At 67.5% G+C, this 18,017-nt stretch carries 11 protein-coding genes; 2 read left to right on the forward strand and 9 right to left on the reverse strand.

Annotation, left to right across the window (positions count from 1 at the left end; genetic code table 11):
- Positions 1-20 precede the first annotated feature (20 nt).
- Positions 21-1,472, forward strand: coding sequence for an aldehyde dehydrogenase (NADP(+)) (locus AC1DIP_RS15195; protein WP_477734214.1), 1,452 nt, complete (start codon positions 21-23; stop codon positions 1,470-1,472).
- Positions 1,473-1,529: 57 nt separating this feature from the next.
- Here AC1DIP_RS15195 and AC1DIP_RS15200 read toward each other — a convergent pair whose 3' ends face one another.
- From AC1DIP_RS15200 to AC1DIP_RS15210, 3 genes are read right to left on the reverse strand one after another with little or no spacing between them, the layout of a single operon-like run.
- On the reverse strand, positions 1,530-2,645 hold the full coding sequence (locus AC1DIP_RS15200) for a M24 family metallopeptidase (protein ID WP_477734215.1): 1,116 nt from the start codon (positions 2,643-2,645) through the stop codon (positions 1,530-1,532).
- Positions 2,642-4,651 (reverse strand): DUF6807 family protein, encoded by a 2,010-nt coding sequence (locus AC1DIP_RS15205; RefSeq protein ID WP_477734216.1) that lies wholly within the window; start codon positions 4,649-4,651, stop codon positions 2,642-2,644. The genes AC1DIP_RS15200 and AC1DIP_RS15205 overlap by 4 nt, the downstream gene beginning before the upstream one ends.
- Positions 4,648-5,802: a dienelactone hydrolase family protein gene (locus AC1DIP_RS15210; protein ID WP_477734217.1), complete on the reverse strand. Its 1,155-nt coding sequence runs from the start codon at positions 5,800-5,802 to the stop codon at positions 4,648-4,650. Before AC1DIP_RS15210 ends, AC1DIP_RS15205 begins: the two co-directional genes overlap by 4 nt.
- A gap of 331 nt (positions 5,803-6,133) precedes the next feature.
- Between AC1DIP_RS15210 and AC1DIP_RS15215 the strand changes: the two genes are divergently transcribed.
- Entirely contained in the window at positions 6,134-7,507 is a 1,374-nt protein-coding gene (locus tag AC1DIP_RS15215) for an ABC transporter substrate-binding protein (RefSeq protein WP_477734218.1), read from the forward strand.
- Between the two features lie 117 nt (positions 7,508-7,624).
- Here the strand turns inward: AC1DIP_RS15215 and AC1DIP_RS15220 are convergent, their stop codons facing one another.
- The 6 genes from AC1DIP_RS15220 to AC1DIP_RS15245 form a co-directional block, all read right to left on the reverse strand.
- Entirely contained in the window at positions 7,625-9,148 is a 1,524-nt protein-coding gene (locus AC1DIP_RS15220) for an HNH endonuclease (protein WP_477734219.1), read from the reverse strand.
- Positions 9,149-10,025: 877 nt separating this feature from the next.
- A complete protein-coding gene (locus tag AC1DIP_RS15225; RefSeq protein WP_477734220.1) occupies positions 10,026-10,400 on the reverse strand; it encodes a VOC family protein in 375 nt (124 codons plus the stop codon).
- 42 nt (positions 10,401-10,442) lie between these two features.
- Positions 10,443-11,183, reverse strand: coding sequence for a helix-turn-helix transcriptional regulator (locus tag AC1DIP_RS15230; protein ID WP_477734221.1), 741 nt, complete (start codon positions 11,181-11,183; stop codon positions 10,443-10,445).
- A 205-nt stretch (positions 11,184-11,388) separates the two neighbouring features.
- A complete protein-coding gene (locus AC1DIP_RS15235) occupies positions 11,389-13,398 on the reverse strand; it encodes a beta-galactosidase (RefSeq protein ID WP_477734222.1) in 2,010 nt (669 codons plus the stop codon).
- A gap of 33 nt (positions 13,399-13,431) precedes the next feature.
- Entirely contained in the window at positions 13,432-16,656 is a 3,225-nt protein-coding gene (locus AC1DIP_RS15240) for a family 78 glycoside hydrolase catalytic domain (RefSeq protein WP_477734223.1), read from the reverse strand.
- Positions 16,653-17,897, reverse strand: a complete 1,245-nt coding sequence (locus tag AC1DIP_RS15245; protein WP_477734224.1) for a Gfo/Idh/MocA family protein — start codon at positions 17,895-17,897, stop codon at positions 16,653-16,655. Before AC1DIP_RS15245 ends, AC1DIP_RS15240 begins: the two co-directional genes overlap by 4 nt.
- Between the last annotated feature and the right edge of the window lie 120 nt (positions 17,898-18,017).

Consider the following 18,017-nt stretch of genomic DNA (forward strand, 5'->3'; position numbering starts at 1 on the left):
CAAAAGAACAGGTACCTGACGTGACAACAGCAACGCTTTCCCTGCCCGGACTCACCACCGCCGCCACGGCGGCAGCCAGGCTCTCCGCCGCCGCTTCTGATGTTGAGCGTGCGGGATGGCTTCACGCGGTGGCCGACGCGCTGGACGCCAACGCCGCCGAGCTGGTGGAGATCGCCGACGCCGAAACCAGCCTGGGCGTCCCCCGCCTGACGGGGGAAGTGGCACGCACCACCGGCCAGCTGCGGCTGTTCGCGGGCGTCATCACCGAGGGCTCCTACCTCGAAGCGATCATCGACCACGCGGACCCCTCTGCCACCCCGCCCAAGCCGGACCTGCGCCGCATCCTGCGGCCCATTGGCCCCGTCGCGGTGTTCTCAGCCTCGAACTTCCCCTTTGCCTTCTCCGTGGCCGGGGGCGACACCGCCTCGGCGCTCGCCGTCGGCTGTTCCGTGATCGTCAAGGCGCACTCGGGCCACCTCCGCCTTTCGGAACGGACCGCCGCCATCGTCGCGGAGGCTCTCCGCGGGGCGGGCGCACCGGAATGCCTGTTCGCACTGGTCAGCGGCCGCGACGTGGGCACGGCACTGGTGCAGGATCCCGCCATCAAAGCCGTGGGCTTCACCGGGTCCATTCCCGGCGGCCGTGCCCTGTTCGACCTCGCCACGTCCCGTCCGGACCCCATCCCGTTCTACGGCGAGCTGGGCAGCCTGAACCCCGTGGTCATCACGGCGGCCGCGCTGCGTGAGCGCTCCGCGGAACTCGCCACGGGGCTGGCCGGGTCCTTCACCCTTGGTGCCGGCCAGTTCTGCACCAAGCCCGGCCTGGTGTTCATCCCCGCCGGAACATCCTTCGCGGCCGACGTGGCCGAGGCCAGCAAGGACAAGCCCGCCCATGCCATGCTGACCGGGAGGATCGCGGAGGCGTACCCGGCCGGGCTGCGCAGCTTTGCTTCCGTGGACGGGGTGGACGTGGTGGGCGGCACCGTGGACCAGGACGCAACCGCCAACGGTGCGGCCCCGGTGGTTTTCGCCACCACCGCGGCCAACGTGCTGGACAATCCGGAACAGTTGCTCGAAGAGTGCTTCGGCCCCACCACCATCCTCATCGAGTACGCGGACCAGGACGAGCTGTCCGCAGTGCTGGCCGCGGTTCCGGGGAGCCTGACGGCCACCCTCCATGCCCAGCCCGGCGAGGACATTGCCGGCCTGGTGGAGCAGCTGTCCGGGCTCGCCGGACGCGTCCTGTTCGAAGGCTGGCCCACGGGTGTCGCCGTGAACTGGGCCCAGCAGCACGGCGGTCCCTACCCGGCCACCACATCGCTGTTCACCTCGGTGGGCGCGACGGCGGTCCGCAGGTTCCAGCGCCCCGTGGCCTACCAGGACGCCCCCGAATCCGTCCTGCACCCGGCACTGCACGACGGCAACCCGCTGCGCATTCCCCGCCGCGTGGACGGTGAACTGCAGCTGCCGTAACCGGCCAAGAAGAAATCCCCCGCAGCCATTCGGCTCCGGGGGATTTCTTTGTGTTTCCTACAGTTGCAGCGTCACCGGCCGGTCCAGCCCGTTTACGGTGGCCACCGGCCAGCGCGGGTCCACGGTGAGGACCTGCAGCCCGTTCTCCGTGAGCTGCACCGTGTCCTCGATCTTGACGCCCGGACCGGACGGGTTCCAGGTGAAGGCCTGGGCCGGGACCACCGTGTCCGTAGCGGCGGAGGTCACCCTCGGGTCCCGGCCCGCGTAGCCGGCCGGCCCGCCCTGATGGTGCTGCTCCCACTGGTCCGCCCCGAAACCATGGCGGACATAGGCGGCCTGGATCTCGGCGAAGATCCTGTCCAGCCGTGCGCCGGGGACCGTGGCGTCGAAGATGTCCGCCTCAACTGCCGCGATGCGGGCCTCGGCGTCGCGCTCTTCGGGGGTGCCGTCGTCGAACCTTATCCAGCGGGTGATGTTGGCAATGAGGCCGTCGCGGCGGGCGCAGACCACCGCCATTGCACGCCTGCCGAGGGGGGAATGCGTTGCCAGCGGGTGGCGGAAGGTGCTGCGGGAGCTGCCGTTGCACAGGAGCACCAGGGGCTCCGCGCCGGCCGCCACCACGCGCCCGGCAAGAGCTGCAGCGAGTTCAAATTCCGTGGTGTCCGGCCGGGCAGCGGACAGGACGTCCGTCATGATGCCTGCCAGCTCCGCGCCCAGGCGGGAGTAGCGGCCGCTCTCCGCGGGAAGGAGCCGTTGGCGGGCGGCGCGCAGTTGGAGAGCAGCGTCCGCTTCCGCCAGCGGTGGAGCGGAGGAACTGCCGACGGCGGCCGCAGCCTGGTGCAGGTCCCCGTACCAGGGGGCGGTGTGCAGGGTAACGCCGGCCGGCAGCTCTTCGGCAGCAATCCGGGCAGCTTCATTGTTGAAAGTCACCAGGTGGTCGCCATCGCGGTCCACCAGGAGGGCGGCGATGGGGTCTCCGGCCAGGCTGATGTGCACCCGGCTGCCGTCCAGGTACCAGGTGAGGGCCGTGTTCGTGGTCAGGAGCAGGGAGTCGCGGCCCGCGGAATCCAGGATGTCCAGGACGCGCCGGCGCTTGATGGCGCGGTCTGCCGGCGCTCCGGGAGCCAGGCGCCGCTCCTGCCCGGGAACAGCCGTGGTTGTTGTCTCGGTCATGAGGGGTCCCCCTGCTGATGGATCAATGTTTCAATGTCGGGCGTGGCCAGGAAGCCGTCGGCCAGGAAAACGGTGATGCTGCGCCGCACCGGGCTGCCCGGCCGGGCGATAACGGGGCTGTCCCACGCCAGGGACTGCCCGACGCCCGGGTAGCCGTCCACCCGCACGAACCACGGGTCCGCAGCATGGTCGGGGGCGGCGAACACCAAGGTGGCCGGGCCGCCGTCGAATGTTCCCGCCCAGGCGAGCCAACGCGTGACGCTGCCATGCGTTGCCGACTCGCCGCTTCCCGCCGGCGTCCAGACCGTGGCCCCTTCGCAGGCGGGCAGGCGCCAGAAGAATCCGCCATATCCGCCTTCGAACCGGCCGTTGGAGCCGGGGCTGCCAAGGCTGACCGGCTTGTTTCCGGCGGGGGAGAGAGCGAAGTCCAGGGACAGGCGCCAGATGGCGGGCGCGACGCCGGACCACGCCCAGGTGCGTTCCTCCACGAGGATGGGGGCGCCGTCCGGGCCCTTCCAGCTCAAGGTCTCCTGCAGGGTTCCCCCGTGTCCGCCGGCGGCATCGGTCTGCTGTACGGCCGTGGCGCTGATGCTGCCGTGGTCCGGGCGCCATACGTATTGCCCGGCGTCACGGGTGTAGGTGCGTCCGCCCCAGAAGTTCACGCCGTCCACATCCTGCAGGGCCACCCCGGCGCCCAGGTGCCACACATGGTCCAGTGGCTGGTGGTCCGTGACCACCGTGCCGCCCAGGGTGCGGACCGGATGCAGGTAGGGACGCGGGGAGGAGACTGCCCGGATGTGGCTGCCGTCCTGGTACTCGGCTACGGGGCTGCCGTCCACGCTCAGCGTATGGACGGGCGGAAGGTGCCGGGCCCAGGGGACGCCGAGTTCGGCGAAGGTGGATTGTGCCTTGACAGCGCGCTGGATCAGGTCTGGGATGCCGCGAACCACGGGGTGGGCGTCGTCGCCCTCGCCGTCCCAGGACAGGTGTTCCGCGCCTATCGGGGCCGGTGCGGGGGAGGTGCGGATGGCCTCCAGCACGGTGGTGAACGCACCGGTGTCCTCCAACCCGCACAGCAGCGGCTCACCGGTGGCGCGGGCGGCGAGCAGGTTCTCCAGCAGGTCGGTCCGCCCGTACGACTCGCGGCGCTCGCCGTCCGGGGAGGTGATGACCACCTCGTCTTTCGTGTAGGAGAGGGTGATGTCGCCCAGCGTCCCGTGCACGGTCACGGTGGGGTCGAGCTGTTCAGGCGCGCAGAGCGTCAGGGCACACAGCAGCGTGGTTCCCTGCGCGGTGCGGACCCGGATGATGGAGGTGTCATCGCTTTCGGTGCTGTTGGCCCGGTACAGGTCAGTTTCCACGGAAGTGACGTCGGCAGCAGAGTGCGCGCCGGCCAGATGCAGCCCGGTGGCAACGGCGTGGGCCAGCGCATTGGTTGCCACGCCATCCACCACGTCGGTGCCGTCCAGGCTGCGTTTCCCGGCCCAGCGCGACCGCTTAAAATAGGCCTTGGTCCGCAGCCACTGTCCGCTGGCACTGATGCCCAGGACGGTACCGATGTTCCCTGCGTCCACCATCTCCCTGATGGCCGGCAAGGCGTGGGAGCCCAGGCTCTGGAAGCCCACCTGGACCAGGCGGCCGCTGCCTTTCGCGGCAGCAACAACCTGCTCAAACTGGGCCAGCGACGCTACGGGAGGCTTTTCGACGTAGACATCCATTCTGGCTTCCAGTGCCGCGGCCGCCAGCGGGGCATGCGTCTGGATGGGGGTGGCAATAATGACGACGTCGGCCCCCGGCTGGGCGGCCAGCAGCGCGGCAAGATCGGGGAACACGGCGACCGACCCGGCGAGGGTGCCCGGGTGCGGCGGGTTTGGATCGGCCACAGCTACCAGTTCAAGGGCGCCGGCTTTTTCAAGCCGCGCAAGGTTGGCGAGATGGCGCTCGCCGAAGCCGTGTACGCCTACCAGGGCCACCCGCGGGATGGCGGCGGAATGCTGTGTGGTCATCGGGGTCCTTGGGGAGTGTTGTGAATGGGCCGCAGGGCCAAGGCCTGCGCCAGGAAAGCGAGGGCTTCGTCCTGCATGGCAGCAGTGAATACGTGGCCCCCGGGCCACAAGCTGCCCGTGTACCTGTCGGTGCCGGCATGGATTGATTCCAGCAGTTGGTGCGCCTGGCGCATACCGTCCTCCGGAAAGAGTTGATCGGCCAGGGCGTATTGCACCAGGAACCGGGCGGCCGCCGACCTGCCGGTCAGCTCCGGCCAGTCGCCCAGCTTCCAGAGGCCGGGAGTCTGAAGCAGCCACGAGTGTGCGTCCAGGTAGGCGGGGAGGAGGGATTCGAAAGTGGTCATCATGCATGCCACCACGGAGGCCTTGATCCGGGGGCTCAGGGCCGCCAGGGTGAGCGAGCGGCCCCCTCCGCCGGAGAATCCGATGCAGCCCAGCCGGTCCTGGACCACGCCTGGCTGGGCGGCCAGGACTTCCAGGGCGGCGAGGTCGTCATGGGCCACCATGCCTGCCAGGCTGGTGCCCAGCAGTCCTGCAGTTTTGGCAACCGTGTCCTCGTGGAAGCCCGCGGCCACGTTGTATTCGTCCGCAGCGGAAGGAACGACGCCGTCCTCCCGCCATTGTGCGTGCTGCGCCTCGACTGCCGCTGCAGTACGCCACGGAGCTGCGGAGAGGTCGAAGCGGCGGCTGCCCCAGGCGAAGGTGTCGTGGGCCAGGACAACAAAGCCTTGTCGGGCGATGTCAGTAGCCAGGGCGCGGCCATCGTAGTGCCCGGCACGGGCGGATGCGGCTGACGGGTGGTTATCGGGGAGCTCCACCAGCCGGTCCGCGCCGCCGAACTTGTTGCCGCCGTGGCAGTGCAGTGCCAGGACGCCCGGCAGGGGATCCTGGATCCCGGCAGGCCGCACAAGCCAACCCGTGGTGCGCGGCCCAAAGCCCAACTGCCAGCTGAGCTGGGAGGTGGTGGCGCCGTCGTCCGTTTGGTCCCACTGCACCGTCACTTCCGGCGGTGCCACCGAACCCGGCACACCCAGGGCGTCCGATAGTTCCTGCGCCGCTCCCGACGACGTCCGGTGCCGGGGGTTGCTGCGCACGTAGGCAGGCCAGTCCTCGTAGCCGGCGATGGCACTGGGCCGTGGTGGTGGGCTCATTGTGGCCGGCTCCTTCCTCGGATCGCGTATTGGGTGGGACCAGTGGCCCTGGCCGTTTCCACGGCTGGCGTAGATTCCAAGAAAACGGTTTCTGCCAACTTAACAAAGGGTTGTTGGCGCGTCAACCGGTGGCCGTTCCAGGTTGCACGGGCCCCTACGGGCCTGGGACTGAACGCGCTTGGCGGCCGGGACGCTGTCGCTTCCAATTTTCCGGTGGAGCACCTTGTTCTACAAGTTTAAAGCTTGTAACATCAGTTCCGGAAAGCGCTTTCACACTCTCCCTCACATTCAGCAGCCATCCCCAACAGATCAACGATGATCGGAGTACACAGTGCCACGTTCACCCCGTCCTGCGCCGCCTGCACATCAGCCCCCAGAAGCATCTGCACCCGGCGCCCCCAGCCGCTCCAGAAAGGGCCGTGTCCGATGGGCGGCCGCGGTTGCTGCCGCGACGGCTGCCGTCCTGGCCCTCAGCGCCTGTGGCGGCGGAGCAGCACCGAAAAGCGCGGACGGCAAAGTGGAAATCCGCTTCACTTGGTGGGGTGGTGACAAACGCGCGCAGCTGACCCAGGCGGCCATCGCAGCGTTCGAGGCCGAAAATCCCAACATCACGGTAAAGCCGGAGTTCGGTGACTGGAGTGGCTACTGGGACAAGCTCGCCACCCAGACGGCGGCCAACGATGCTCCCGACGTCATCCAGATGGACGAAAAGTACATCACCGAATACTCAAGCCGCGGCGCGCTCCTCGACCTCTCCAAGTACGGCATTGACACCTCAAAGCTTGACCAGGCAGCGCTGAATGCCGGCAAGAGCGACAAAGGATTAACTGGCATTGCTGCCGGTATCAACGCGGCCACCATCCTGGCCAACCCCGCGGTCTTCCAGGCAGCCGGCGTACCACTGCCCGATGACTCCACGTGGACCTGGGAGGATTTTGGGCGCATCGCGGCGGACATTACTGCCAAGTCCCCGAAGGGTACGTACGGTTCGGCCGCCTACGGAACCGACGAGGCATCCCTCGGTGTGTGGCTCCGACAGAACGGTAAGTCCCTGTACACCTCAGACGGCAAGCTGGGCTTCGAACCGGGTGACATCGCCGGCTGGTGGGCCTTCCTGAAGCAGTTGAGCCAAAACAAGGCCGTGCCCCCTGCTGCCGAAGTGGTGGAGGCTGATGCCGCGCCGCTGGACCAGAGCGGCCTGGCAACCGGAAAGAACGCGATGGCCTTCTGGTGGTCCAACCAAGCGCCCGCGCTGGAGAAGGCATCCGGCGGCGACCTGAAGATCCTGCGCTTCCCCTCCAAAGCCGGTGCCGCCGATGAGGCCCAGCTTTGGTACAAGGCCTCGCAGTTTTGGTCTGCCTCTTCACGCACCAAACACCCGCAGGAGGCGGCAAAGTTCATCAATTTCCTCACCAACAATGTGAAAGCCGGCGAGGCACTCTTGGCGGACCGCGGCGTGTATCCCAATTCGGATGTCCGTGCGGCTATCGCTCCCAAGCTGACCCCGGCCGATACCAAAGTGGTCAAGTTCATTGACGAGATCAAGGATGAACTGGGCGAGGCTCCGGCCCCGCCGCCGAAGGGTGCCGGTGCCATCCAGGAGATCATCAAGCGGTACACCTCAGAGGTCCTCTTTGAACGCTTGTCCCCGGATGAGGCCGGCAAGAAGGCAACAGACGAAATGAAGACAGCCATCCGCGGTTAGGCAGTGCGCAAATATGCCAACCCGGTTCTGCCCCGGGGGGACTAGCGGTTCCCCCGGGGCGGAGCTGTTTAAGGGCAGAGCAGTTCGAGCCAAGCGCAGCTGCCTGACGTTGGTTCCCTATGGGACGCTGCTCTCCCTGGGCCGCGACCGCTGCCGACCATCCCCCGGTCCGTGGGCCCGTGGTGCTGCCACCCTTCCCAGTACGTGGACGGCGGGGCCCTTCAACCGCTTACCGGGCTCCAGTCCGTACTCGCCCCGAAGCGGCGGGCATTCCTCGCGGCCCCGCTGCGGCACGTTGGCGGACGGCACGTCGGCGGTCGGAAGTGCGGTGCCGGGGAGCGGTGGGGCTGTGGAGTGGCAGGTGTGGCCGGTGGGGGTGGTGGTTGCGACGGTGTGGCGTGGGCCGGGGATGGTTTTGGCGGTCCAGCCTGGTGTTTCCTTGGTGTGGTTGCAGGCTTCGCAGAGGCCTTGGCCGTTGCTGCTCGTGGTGGGTCCGCCGTTGTGCCAGGAGGTGATGTGGTCGTGGTGCCTGATGGGGGCGTCGCAGTACGGGGTCCGGCAGGTGTCATCCCGGACCTGGAGGAGCCGTTTCAGTCCGGCCGGGAAGAGCCGGGCTTTGGAGTCCATCGCCACGAGTTCGCCGCTGCCGGGGGCGGTGTAGAGCCGGCGGACCCACAGCTGTAGTTCGTCCGCACCCGCGTGCCCGGCCGCCGGCGCCGCGGCCATTGTGGATCCTCCGGTGAGGGCGATGGTCCGTGCCCGTTCGGCGGGGATGGTCTCGTAGCCGGGGAGCCGTGCTGGTTCTGCATCGGCCTGGAAGAGGGTGCGGTCGGTCATGACGAGCTGGATCTCCACCCCGCTCATGCCGCCGGGGGTACCGGTGAGGCGTTCGACGAGGGTGTCGGCCATGACCTGCCCCCGCGACCGGTCGTCCCCGGCAGTCCGGGTAGTGTCGGCGTCCCGAACCAGGGCTGCGTAGGCGGCGACGCCCTGGGCGGCGGGGAGCAGCGCGGTCAGGTAGGTCATAGTGTCAGGGGCCGGGCGCAGGCTCACACCCCGTTCCGTGACAGCCCGGGCTGCCCGCTTCGCCACGGAGGCGGGGTCCCTTCGGTACGCCGCGGCCCGGACGGCGGCGATGATGGCTTTGTCTCCCGTGCCGTTCAGGGTGCCGGTATCAGGGGCGAGTTCCTCATCAACTCCGGCCCGGTCCTCGGGGGTCAGGCAGATGGTTTCCTTCACGATCAGTGTTACCCGCCACTCGTTCAACAACCCGGTCCGGAACGCGGCGAAGGTGTGCGGCATTCCGGTCAGGGCTTTGGCCAGGCCCAGCAGCCGGGAACCTTTTGCCGGGGACTCCCGCCGCGCCAGCGCGATCTGCGCCGCGACCCCGGCACCCTGCTCGACGGCCGGGACCCCGGCGTCGGCCTGTTCCCGCCGCTGCGATAGATCAAAGGCCACAGTTGTATCGGCCTGCCGGGCACAGGCGAGTGATTTCAGGTCTTCGAGGCCGCGAATCTGGTCAATCATGCCCGCAGCATCAGCAGGAAGCGGGACCCGGGCAAGCAGCGCCAGGACATCCGCGATGGAAGGTACCGGAGGCTTCGCCTCCAGTACTGTTGCCGCCCCCATAACCGCTTCCATAGCCAGAGTCTTCCAGCACCCTCCGACAATTCCATTGGTCTTTGCGTCCTATGTGGAAAAGGCGGCTTCTAACCATCCCCGTCACTGCTGAAAGTGGTTGATTGATGGGTACTCCACTCGGCGGCGGACAGGATTCTTGAGTTCGGCATGGACGCTGGCCCCGGTGACTGTCCCGTAAGAGGATCCCCTACCGGACGCCACACTGTTGCGAACCAGGACACTTGCCCGCGGGTCTTCAGTTAAAGCTGACCGGCACGGGCTTGAACCTGAATGGGCCCCCGCATCCGACACCGAATGGATGCTCTCCAGTAGATTCCGTTTCCACTGGCAAGTTAAGGACTGTTCGGCCGCCGAGCGCAGAAGTCGCTTCAACATGGATTGAGCTGACGCTGACCGGCTGGGTTCGGTAAGGCGCAGATTGAGGTACCAACCACTTCCGCTCGTCATCAGGTTCAACCGCTTGAGGCATGCACCCTTCCCCAAAACACGCTGCCACGGATTCCGGTGGAGTTGAGAAGAGCAACTCCACGGGACCTGTGTAGGCATAACCAACGGCTGGGCACACTCTGGGATCCCGGGACATGCCGGCGATTACAGTGATGACCATCAGCACTGCGGCAATGATGCCGCCTGCCAGGAGGAATGCCCACCTACGCCTCATGAAGTGAGACTAGTCCTCGATGTCCCTGTGCCGGATCCTTTACCCAACTACTGAGACTGTCTTTTTCGAATCTGAGTAGCCCAAACGGCGACTGCATTCGTATCCCGCCGGGACAGCTTGGCTGTCAGGGACTGCATCGCAGAGCGATCCCCGAGCGGGCGCGCGCTGTGATTGCGCTGCAGACTCAACCTTCCGGGGCCGAAGAGGTGATTGAGCTCAGCTGGCGGGGCGTGAGAACAGGTTGACAAGGTTTCCATCAGGATCGCGGAAAAGCGTCGACCTGTTTCCCCACGGCATGGTGGTCGGTTCGAGCACGATATTTTCCAGCGCAGCTTGGAGTCGAGCAAAATCGGCGTCCACGTCCGGCACGAGGAATTCGATGATGAGACTGTCATTGCTACCGGACCTGGGAGCCTGGTCACCAAGCATGCTCACGGTCTCTGTGCTCCCGATCGCGATAACGCATGTCCCGCTACGGATCTCTGCGAACACGGGAGCCGGCCGCAGAGCGGTCGCGCCCGTGACTGTCTCATAGAAACGGGTGAGCCGCTCTACGTCGTGGGTGATGATGCGGATTGATGCGAAGTCCATAGGTGCTCCAGTATGTAGGGGTCTTGCCTCGACCCGTCCAGCCTAAATTGATGTCCCGACACCGTAGTGTCGGTGTTTAGCGACTTCTCCGTTTGGGTTGACCTCGCGGAGAACCCCATGGACTATGCCGAGGTCCTCGGGATGCAGTGGGCGCTGCGGCGGCTTTTCGCCGGTCGGTTCAGCCATGCTGATGCGATCGCCACGGAACGCACGAACGCCTTCCCGGAGACGGCACCAGGCGACCAGATACCAGTCGCGGCCCTTGCCGATGTAGCCCATAGGTTCGACTTCCCGCGAAGTCATGATGGTGTTCCTGTCGACGTAGGCGATGCGAAGGACCTGCCCGGATCGGAGTGCCTTTGCGAATTCGTCAGGCACCACTGCCGTGGGGCCCTCGTCAAGGAGATGGATGCGCATAGCAAGTTCCGCAGTCTCTCTAACATGTCGATCGTCCATGACGGCAGCGACTTTCCGGAGCGCAGAACTGGCCGCGTCTCCGAACGGAGACGTCGCCAGCATCCCAAGCGCGATTGTCACGGCGAGAGCTTCGTCAACGGTGAACCCGAGCGGCGCCAGGGTGTGCGCCCTATCAAGACAGTAGCCACCGGAACGTCCAGGTTCTGCCCAAATAGGGACGCCACTCTGTTGGAGCGCCGACAAGTCCCGCTCAATGGTGCGCGCACTGACACCAAATTTCTCGGCAAGCCACCGGGCACTCCTAGGGCGCGGCGCCACAGCTCGCAGCTCCTCAACGAGTGCGTAGAGCCGGTCCGTGCGAGTCACGTCTCGATCCTATAATTCCTACCCCCTAAACCAGCCTGGTGATTTTCGCGGAAGAACTGCTGCGACGCCGGTTAGAAACCGCCAATCATCCGAAAGAGGCGCAGCAGCCTCTAAAACAGAAACAGCTACCGGCCAACAACGATCCAGCCACAACGGCGGCACCCTAAGCCGAGTGCCGCCGTCGGGTGTTCCAGGACGCGTGTGCCTAGCCCTCGGCGACTACCGCAACACCGCCGGCCGGAACCGCGCCGCCAAAGGGCTCACCCGTAAGCAGGTCGGTGCCGGTGGCAGTAACCGAGGCATCCGAGCGCGTGTGGTTGATCGCGAACAGGAAGCCCTTCCCGTCCTCGGAAAGACGGCGGACAAGCTCCACCCCCGCATCGGCCTCGGCAACAGCGGCAACCCCGGATTCGGCGAGCAGCCTGTCCAAGAGGGCATCGATCCCGTCCGGGTCCGGGAACGTGGCAAGGTACCAGGCCGCCCCGGAACCCACGGGCCGCCGGGTGAGGGAAGGTACGCCGTCCAGCGGATACTCCGTAAAGGTCTGTACCGCCTCGGCGCCGGCCAGATGCACATGCTCGCTCCACACCGACGAGACCGTCCCGTCGCTGAGTTTCAGCTGGGACCCGTCGAGCAACGGGTGGAACTCTTCCACACGCACGCCCAACAGCTCGCGGAACGCACCCGGATAGCCGCCCAGCCGCACGTGGTCCTGCATATCCACAATCCCGCTGAAATAGCTCACCAGCACCGTGGCCCCGGCTGCGGCGGCCGCAGCGATGTTGGCGGCGGAGTCATCGGACACGGCGTACAGCGTGCACACCAGCACCAGGTCATACCCCTCCAGCGACGCGGACGGGTGCACCACGTCCACGGAAATTCCGCGGAGGAACAGGGCACGGTGGAACGCCCGCAGCAGGTCCAAATACTTCACGTCGATACTGGGCTTCGAATCAATCTCGCTGGCCCACCACGCCTCATAGTCGAAAACAATGGCGGCCCGGGATTGAACCCGCGAACCGCGGACGGGTTCCAGCCGTCTCAGCGCGGCGCCCAGCTCCACAACCTCGCGCCACACCCGCGTGTCCCGGCCGCCGTGCGGCACCATCGCGGAATGGAACTTTTCCGAGCCGGCAAAGCTCTGGCGCCACTGGAAGAACATCACGGCGTCCGCCCCGCGCGCCACGTGCGCCAGGGAATTGCGCAGCATCTCGCCGGGCAGCTTGGGCTGGTTGCGCGGCTGCCAGTTCACGGCCGACGTCGAATGTTCCATCAGGATCCATGGGTCACCGCCCGCAATGCCCCGGGTAAGGTCCGCGCTGAACGCGAGTTCCACCTGCCGTTCAGGGTCGGCGGCCACGAGGTAGTGGTCGTTGGCGATGACGTCCAGATCGTTGGCCCACGCGAAGTAGTCCATGGACTTGGTGGCGCTGGAGGCCATCAGGTTGGTGGTGCAGGGGATGTCCGGGGTCACTTCGCGCAGCACAGCCACGAGGTCCCGGTAGTAGTCCATCAGGGCCCAGGAGTTGAACCGTTGGAAGTCCAGCTGCTGGCCCGGGTTGAGCGTGGACGGGGCGACGGACGGCGGCAGGATTTCGTCAAAGGAACCGTAGTTCTGGGACCAGAACGCCGTGCCCCAGGAGGCGTTGAGCGCATCGACGGTCCCGTACCGGCGCTCCAGCCAGGCGCGGAAGGCGGCCGCGTCCTCATCCCCGTAGAACTCGGAGATGTGGCAGCCGAGTTCGTTGTCCACGTGCCACAGGGCCAGGGCCGGGTGGTCCTTGTAGCGTTCGGCGATCACGCGGGTAATGCCGGTGGCGTAGCGGCGGTACACGGCCGACGACGGCGTATAGTGCCGCCGCGAGCCCGGCCCCAGCACGGTCCCGTCAGCCGTGACCGGCAGGATTTCCGGGTGCTTGCGGACCAGCCAGGCCGGGGGAGCGGCGGTGGCGGTGGCCAGCGCCACCTTCACCCCGATGCCCGCGAGGTTGTCCATGACCTCGTCCAGCCAGCCGAAATCGTACCGACCCTCGGCCGGCTCCAGCAGGGCCCAGGAAAAAATGCCCACGCTGAGGAAATTCACCCCAGCCTCCTGCATCAGTTCCAGATCCTCCGCCCGCACGCTGCGGGGCCACTGTTCCGGGTTGTAGTCGCCTCCGAAGGCGAGGCCCTGCACCCTGCTCCAGACAGGGGACGGGCCGCTGGTTTCCTGCATATTTGGGGCTCCTCGTGTGTTCATCTGGCTTCTTCACTCCGGCGCGAAGGTCCACGTTCCAGTGTGGACCCGGAATTCCCTGGTGGTCCCGGCAGTACTGGCTGCACCTTCCGGAAGCGACCTGGGGGCCGGCCCATCCGGCGTCGGCCCCTTGACCTCGTAGGGACCTGCCGGCAGCCGGACTGTAGCCAGCACTCCCGGCGGCACGCTGCACTCCACCTCCACGAGGGGACCGTGCCGGCGCCAGCTGACGTCCGCCCAGCCGTTCCCGGCGGGCACACGGCCCCGGGCGTGGTCCAGGCAGCACAGCGGCGGCTCAATCAGGACTTCGCCGGGCGTCACGTTCCGGACGCCCAGCAGGTGTTCGAGAATCTCCTGGATTACCGATGCGGACCAGGCGTGGGACTGGCTGTAGTCGGTGCCGTCCACCAGGTCCCAGGCCTCCCAGGTGAATGTGGCGCCGCGTTCCAGGAGCCGGGCCCAGCCTGGCTGGCCGCTGTTGGTCAGCAGGTCCAGGACCGCGTCGGTCATGCCCTGGCCCAGCAAAGCGCGGACCAGCCGGTGCACGGTCATCGGCCCCTGCCGCATCCCCATGGCCGCGATCCGGACGGCATCCTCTTGGGCGTCGGCCGGATCGGTGATGCCCAGGGACAGCGGGAAGGAGGTGGCGTGCTGCGACGCGTGGGAACTGGGTGTCCCGTCCCCGTGGAGGCCGTCGATCATCACCCCGTCAACCCGCAGGCGTGACCGGATGGCACCGGCCAGGGTCCGGGCCGACGCCGCATAGCGGGCTGCTGCATCCGCGTCACCAACTGCGCCGCAGAGCCGTGCCGTTGACATCAGTGCCGAGTACGCCTGGGCGTTGACTGTGGTTTTGGCCGCACACTCCATGTCGTACCCGAACCGGCCAGGCGCGGGCCAGTCGACAATGCCGTGCAGGTAAGGGCCGGAGCCGCCGCCCAGCCTGGTGACCAGCCCCGCCGTCGGGCCTTCCCCGGGAATGTACCGCAGCGCATAGTCCGCCGTATCGCAAAGGTGCGGCAGCAGCTCGCGGATGAGCGCGAGGTCCCCGGTGCGGCGGTGGTACTCCTCGGCCCACTCCGGGACCATCAGGGAGAAATCGGGAATGTCGCGCTTGCCGTCCCCATTGGGGTAGACGGCGTTGTAGCGCCCTTTGTCCTCCCCATCGGTCCAGTAACGGCGCGCAGACCAGCCGAACTCCCGCAGCGCCTGCGCCGTGTAGGCATGCTCGCCGAACAGGGCCATGGTGGCGTAGGAAATGTTCGCGGCGTCAGCCAGGAACTGGCCTTTTTCCCGCGTTGGTGTGTCCACGAACTGCTCCTGCACCCCGTACAGCGCCGAATCCCGCAGCAGCCGGAAGACGGCGTCCAGGGTCGGGTCCGAGCTGGAGAAGCTGCCCTCGCCGGGATGGCGTCCGCGGACCACCACAGCACCGACCCTGGACACCTCAGCAGCATCAACGCCGGGAAGCTCCAGGTAACGGAAGCCCAGGTGCACGGTGGCGCGGAACTGCTGGGGCCCTGCCGCCTGGGTATAGGGGAAGGACATGTCAGTGTTTTGGCTGGCCGTCTTTCCGGCGTCCACCCGGCCGTCCGGGCGGAGGACGTAGCCGGCCCGCAGCATCACGGTGCGGCCGGGGACGCCGTCCAGGAAGTCGACCATCGGGCGCCCGGGCAGGACCTGGCCGAAGTCCGCAACCAGGGTGCCGTCGCCGGCCGCCAGGAATTCGCGCGGAGCCACGAACTCCTCAGCCAGGGACGTGCGGCGCGGGTGGAGGCGGGGAAAGTCCGACGACGGGTGGTGGCCGCACAGGATGGCGGCGGGCAGGTGGTCGGCAGGGTTGAGGGACGCAGCGGCCTCCCCGTCCAGGTGTTCCACGGGGTCGCCCTCGTCGTTCCGGTACCCCGACTGCCGGTACGGCGCCTCACCTGCGGACCAACCGGGACCCGAACCGAACACCTCGCGGCGCCCGTCCGTGTATTGCACGCTGAGCCGGGCCAGGAGGCCCGGAAGTCCCGCGGCCCTGCCCTGGCCCGGGCCGTACCAGTGCAGCAGGGCTGTCACCGGGACCGCCGTCCCTTGCGGCTGTGCGGCCAGCACGACGGTGACGTCCGCGGCGTCGTAGTAGCCTTCCCCGGGGTAACCGAAGGACGTCACGCTGAGGCTGTGGACCCCTGCGATCGACACTTGTGCGTGATGGTTGGCTGCCAGGTACAGGCGCGCCCGTTCGACCTCGCCGGTGAGCTCAATGGTGGTGCGGAACAACGTCCATTCGTCAGGCTGGCGGAAGGCAGTGGTCCGGGTCCAGGCGGCCAGGCTGTCGCACCCGGCCTCCGCGCCGCCGTCGAACTTTTGATCCATCAGCGGCGAGCCCCCGGCGACAACCCGGAGGGACGCGTACTCAGCCTGGCTGCGCGGGCCTTGGTGCAGGGCCAGGCGCCCCTCCAGCCCGGCCGGCTCCTGCACCGCCATCAGCTCGGCGCCGTTCACGCACACCGTGATGCGGTTGCCGTCGTCCGCCACGGCCACGTCCAGCCAGCCCCCATCCGGCCCCGGCTGGATCCCCGCATCCGCACTTGCCAGCACTGTGGTGGGCGGAGTGGCTGCGGCGGGAATCTCCCATGCGGGAGTCCGCCGCAGCACCACGGTGCCGGCCTGGTCCAGTTCGAGGAGCACACCGGTCCCTGGTCCGCCGCTACGCAGGATCATGCCCGCCCAGCCCATCACGGGCCGGAGCCGGGCTTCCAGCGTGAAGTTGCGCACTGGCGGGCAGGGGAGGGGGAGGAAAGGCGATCCGGCCACGCGGAGCGCGCCGTCCAGAATCTCGAGCGGTGCCCGGCCGCCGGGAGTACGGCGGATCCATTCCGCCTGCCAGGAGGCGTCATCCAGGCCCGTGCTGAATGGGCTGGCAGCCGACCATTCGCCGGCGGCTCCGGTGGCGTCCCGGACCCGGACGCGCCAGGCATAATCCGCATCGGTTTCCAGCCCGGGACCGGTGTAGGGGATATGCCGGTGCTTGTTGTCCGCAACCCAGCCGGAGCTCCAGGCCTTGGCCCCGGAGCCGTCCTCCAGCGCTATTTCATAGGCGGCCTGCCGGGCCCGCCCGGGGTCGTGGTCCCCGGCCTGGGCCAGGTCCCAGCCGAAGGTCGGGTGGCCGGAGGCCGTGAGGCATTCTTCGAGCCCGTCCGTCAGGAGGTGGACGGCCAGGAGTTGGCCGGAACTGGATTCATCGTTCATGGGGCCGCGGGAACCGTGAAGGCCACAGGAGCCGAGTGCGCCCAGGGAAGTCCAAGTTCGCTGAACGTGGCGTGCTGCCGGCCGGCCTGTTCAAGGGCCGCCTCGATCCCCGCGACCACTGCATGCGCGGCGTCGCCTTCGCCTTCCCAGCGGACGTGTTCCGCGGCGATCAGTGCGGGCGCCGGTGCGGTGCGGATGGCCTCCAGGACCAGCATGAAGGCGCCGCTGTCCAGGAGCGGACTGATCAACGGCGTGCCGTTGCTGCGGTGGGCCAGGAGGTTTTCCGTAAGGTCGTCCCGGCAGAAGGTCTCTTCCGTGGTGCCGGCTTCCGTTGAAACGGTGAGGCGGTCTTCGGTGTAGTGGAACACCGCTGTTCCCGCGGTTCCCTGGAGGGTCACGCAGGGTTCAACGGACCCGGCGGCGCACAGCGTCAGGGCGCAGGTGATGGGCAGGCCTGCGGTGGTGCGGATCCTGATGACGGATGTGTCGTCGGATTCGATGCCGTTGGCGCGGTAGAGCTCGGTTTCCACGGAGGCGAGATCGGAGGTGGTGCGTGCACCGGCGATCCGGAGGGCTGTTGCGACGGCGTGCGCCAGCGGGTTGGTTGCCACGCCGTCCACGACGTCCACGCCGTCGATGGTGCGCTTTCCGGCCCAGCGTGACCGTTTGTAGTAGGCCTTGTCCCGGACCCAGCGCCCGGTCGTGGAGATGCCCTGGAGCGTGCCGATTGTACCGGCCGCCAGGAGGTCTACGATCGCCGCCAGGGCGTGCGAACCAAGGCTTTGGAACCCGATCTGCACGCTGCGGCCTGACGCCGATGCCGCCTCTGCAAGGCGCGTGAAGTCGGCCAGGGATGCCACGGGCGGCTTCTCCAGGTAGAGGTCCGCGTGGGTGGCCAGCGCTGCAAGTCCCAGCGGTGCATGGGTCTGGATGGGGGTGGCCACAATGATGGCATCCAGGTCCGGGGTATGGGCCAGGAGCTCGGGCAACCCCGGGAAGACCATGGACGACGCCGGCAGGGACCCCGGTGCGGGCGGATTGGGATCTGCTGCGGCAACGAGTTCGACGGCGCCTGCCGTGGCGAGCCGTTCAAGGTTCAGCAGGTGCTGGGCACCGAAGCCGTGCACGCCGACCAGCGCCACGCGCGCCGGCGCATTTCCCTGTTGGGGCCGGCCGGTCCTGCGGTCCCCAGATTCCCGTTCAAGTGTTGTTGGAAGTGCCGCGCCGGCAGGCGTTGCCATGGTTCTCCATTCGGCCCAGCAGGGCAATCAGGTCTGGGGCGCCGTCGTCTGTGGCTGGCGCGCTTCAAAATAGGGGCCCGCCGGGACGTGCAGCGGGCAGGCAAAGGCCGGGGTGCTTGT

Source organism: Pseudarthrobacter sp. 05T312 (genome assembly GCF_056396685.1).